Source organism: Mediterraneibacter glycyrrhizinilyticus (genome assembly GCF_015560805.1).
Taxonomy (GTDB): Bacteria; Bacillota; Clostridia; order Lachnospirales; family Lachnospiraceae; genus Schaedlerella; species Schaedlerella glycyrrhizinilytica_A.
The window spans coordinates 1-3,441 of sequence record NZ_JADMSO010000026.1 but is presented as its reverse complement, the minus strand read 5'-3'; the positions used below and the strand labels follow the sequence as shown (position 1 = coordinate 3,441).

The window sequence follows — 3,441 nt, the reverse complement described above, 5'->3', positions numbered from 1 at the left end:
TCCTTGATCTATGACTATCATATACTATTTATTGAAAATGGTCATGTTTATTTTGTACTATTTATATTCTAACATCAAGTATCTCATGACCATTATACTGCTTAATCCACGTTCTGAGCTGATAAGTATCTGTAATTTTATATTTTGCACAGACATCTCTAAGAGAACCTTTGCCTGCAAGATAATCTTCAACAGCTGCTTTCTTTTCTGCTGAAGATCTTTTTGTCCAGCCTTTTCTAAAAAATGCTTCTGTACCAATTGACTTGTAATTCCTAACCCAGGTATCAATCGATGATGGATGAACACCTATTTTAGATGCGACTGAATAGACAGATTCTTTATTCTGAATGACTTTCTCTACCCATTCTATTTTTTCTTCTGGAGAAATTTTACCCATAGAAAATGCCCCCTTCCAGATAAACAGTTTTATTTTTTTAACTGTCTACCTAAAAGGGAGCATATCAATATACAAAGTGAGAAAGGGATTTTAAACCGTCAGATCCGTTCCATCCAGACCGAAGGACATTTTGGAGATATTAAAGAAAACGACAGCTTTCGCCGGTTCAATTACCGGACAACAGAAAAAGTATATAAAGAATTCATGTTGTATGCAATCGGAAGGAACCTAAATAAATATCATCGATTTCTTCATGATAAAATCCAGAAATATGAAGGAAAAACCGAAGAAAAGACTGCTTAGAAAAAAAGTGTTTTCAAAAAGGCAGTTGAGGGATATTTATGCCCTAAAATACATACAGAAAAGAAAAAATAAGAAGCTCCCGTAGAAGATCAGATATAAAAAACACTGATTTCTATAGGAGATTCTTATTTTAAGATTTAGAAGCTAAAAAACGGTATTTACCGACAGCTCCTTTTTTATGTGTATCTTTTGATTGTTTCTTTTAGGACATATTTTTTGTCGTTGTACCGATCTGCGATGTAACTGTTGGCTTTGTGCTCCAGTTCATCCGGAAGCGGCTCTAAATGGATTTCCGTACCGTATTTGCGCTGTAATGCATGTTCCAACAGATAATCGCATACATGCGGATTTTTCGGAAGCAGAGGACCGTGCAGATATGTTGCGATGACATTCTTGTAAATCACGCCCTCCTGTCCGGATTTCCCGGTGTTTCCAAGACCGAATACGACTTTCCCGAACGGTGTGTGGTCTCCGATATAGGTGCGGCCGCCGTGATTCTCAAAGCCGACGACCGGAGTGTCAAACAGCGGACTGTCCAGTACGATATTTCGGATCAGACGTTCCGGCTCCCATTCGGTTTTGATATTTAAAATACCAAGTCCCTCGATGGTTTTCGTCTGTGTCTTATAATAATGACCGAGGAGCTGATAACCGCCGCAGACGGCAAGCACAACTCCATCTTCTTCTACATAAGTTCTGAAATCTTCCCGGATTTTCTGGAGATGGGAGCAGACCAGTTCCTGTTCCCGGTCAGAGCCTCCGCCGAGTAATACGACATCCAGTTTGGAAAAGTCAATCGTATCGCCGGAGATGAATGGGATGACTTCCGCTTCTATACCGCGCCATTCCAGCCGTTTGCGCAGACATTGGATATTGCCGCGGTCTCCGTACAGATTCAGAAGATCCGGATAAAGATGTCCGATTGTCAATTTCATGAGAGGATGCCTCCTTTCTCCTGATCCTGCATAGAGGTCAGTAAATGGTTCGTCCGATATAAGCCGGAGTAGTTGACGATCACATAAAGATTTTTTGTTCCGTTTTTCGTCAGATGTTCGATCGTTGCTTCCATATCAGTCGTAGATTCACAGGGAATATCTTCGTATTTCAGCCGCAGCCCCATATCATACCGTCTGGTGCCGTTGGTTGTGATCGTGGCGGCGTTGGCGTCTGCAAGATATTGGAAATCCACATCCCAGAGCCAGGAGACGTCCTCGCCGTCCTGATAAGTATCGTTGATCTGAATGATGATATCCTTTGGGGCGGGATCTTTCAAAACAAGGGAAATCTTTTGCTGAAAACCGATCGGATTTTTCGCAAGGTGAAGCTGTACCCGCGCATTGTGGATCGTGAAAATACTTTCCCGGTTATTGCCGTAATCAAAGTTCTCGATCATTTCCTGAAAATGGGGTTTGTCCGCATCCATGGCGCAAAGTGCGGCGTATGCGGACAGCGTGTTATAGATGTTGTAAGGAGAGCGTGCGGTGGAATGGATCCGCATGCCGTCCATATCAAAATCATATACCTCATCATGGAAGTAAATATCCGATGCGGTAAAATCAGGCTCCGGTCTTTGGAACCCACAGTTCGGGCAATGATAAATGCCAAGCTGTCCGTAATGGAAAAAGTCGTATTCCAGTTTTTTTCCACAGGAACGGCAGAAAATACTTTCCCGGATCTCCGAACGGGAAATATCGTCAAAAATCTGTTCGCTGATCCCATAGGTCACGAATGGATTTTGGCTTTCTTTTGCAAGTGCGTAAGAAAGAATGTCGTCACAGTTGATGATCAGTTTTGTGTCAGGAACACTTGTGACGGCTGTTTTCAGTTTGTTGTAGGTAATATCGACTTCGCCGAAACGGTCCAGCTGATCCCGGGAAATATTGGTCAGAAGCGCGTAGTCCGGCTTGAGCTGCGGAAGCACGCCGACGGAAGCGATCTCGTCCACTTCGATACAGGCATAGTCCGCATCCAACTGACCATGCCGGTCTGTTGAAAGGACAAATGCGGAGATAATACCGTTCAGCATATTGGCGCCGGTTCGGTTGATGATGACGGATTTCCCCTCTGCCTTCAGCGCGTGATACAGGATACTGTTTGTTGTTGTCTTGCCGTTGGTCCCCATTGTAACGATCGTTTTCTCACGCACCATCGAAGCCATCGTTGATAAGATCTGAGGATCGATGAGCCGTGCGACATACCCGGGGAGTGTAACGCCGCTTCCGCGATTCAGCTTCTTGATCAGATAGCTGGTTGTCTTTGCACATTTGATTGCCAGTTTACTTCGTAATTTCATAATTTACCCAACTTTTCATCTTTTTTGTTTAATATGTGCAGAAGCCTGAAAGAATATCAAAAGCTTCTACATGTTCCTTGTCATAAGAACGTTTCTATTATAATGGAAATAGGAAGAGAAAACAAGGAGTACTTTCGCAAAGCCGGGTTAGGGATATTGCGATTAAGGAAAAGTGTTTTCAGAAAAAACGGGGATGATACGGAAACAGAAAGGTTTTGTCGAAAAAGAGATATTGATATTTCGGACAAATAAATAGGGAGAACGATTTTAAAAATGTAGAAAATCAATAAAAAAGCACGAAAGGATGAAAAGAAAGATTATCGATTTTGCATAAAACAAAAAAAGAATGGTTAAGCGCAATATATATAATGAATGAAAATCCTAATCCCCCAGCTATGCTGGGGAGAATGGAGTAAGCAGTAGCGTGTAGGATAATAATAAAAAGCCT

3 protein-coding genes and 1 pseudogene are annotated in these 3,441 nt (G+C 42.2%); 1 reads left to right on the top strand and 3 read right to left on the bottom strand.

Features of this window, described 5'->3' with window-relative positions; all coding sequences use genetic code 11:
- Nucleotides 1–61: 61 nt before the first annotated feature.
- Nucleotides 62–397: a helix-turn-helix domain-containing protein gene (locus I2H87_RS13690; protein ID WP_009266033.1), complete on the bottom strand. Its 336-nt coding sequence runs from the start codon at nt 395–397 to the stop codon at nt 62–64.
- 60 nt (nt 398–457) lie between these two features.
- Here I2H87_RS13690 and I2H87_RS14125 point away from each other — a divergent pair.
- Nucleotides 458–700, top strand: a pseudogene (locus I2H87_RS14125) (transposase); the annotation flags it as partial.
- Nucleotides 701–876: 176 nt separating this feature from the next.
- Here I2H87_RS14125 and I2H87_RS13680 read toward each other — a convergent pair.
- Nucleotides 877–1,635 carry a type 1 glutamine amidotransferase gene (locus tag I2H87_RS13680; protein ID WP_009266034.1) on the bottom strand — a complete coding sequence of 253 codons (759 nt, stop codon included), beginning with the start codon at nt 1,633–1,635 and terminating at the stop codon, nt 877–879.
- Entirely contained in the window at nt 1,632–2,993 is a 1,362-nt protein-coding gene (locus I2H87_RS13675; protein WP_009266035.1) for a Mur ligase family protein, read from the bottom strand. Before I2H87_RS13675 ends, I2H87_RS13680 begins: the two co-directional genes overlap by 4 nt.
- Nucleotides 2,994–3,441 lie beyond the last annotated feature (448 nt).

Excerpts from the sequence above, each read along its gene's own strand:
- I2H87_RS13690 (WP_009266033.1), bottom strand. The coding sequence starts at position 397 with ATGGGTAAAATTTCTCCAGAAGAAAAAATAGAATGGGTAGAGAAAGTC.
- I2H87_RS13680 (WP_009266034.1), bottom strand. The coding sequence starts at position 1,635 with ATGAAATTGACAATCGGACATCTTTATCCGGATCTTCTGAATCTGTAC.
- I2H87_RS13675 (WP_009266035.1), bottom strand. The coding sequence starts at position 2,993 with ATGAAATTACGAAGTAAACTGGCAATCAAATGTGCAAAGACAACCAGC.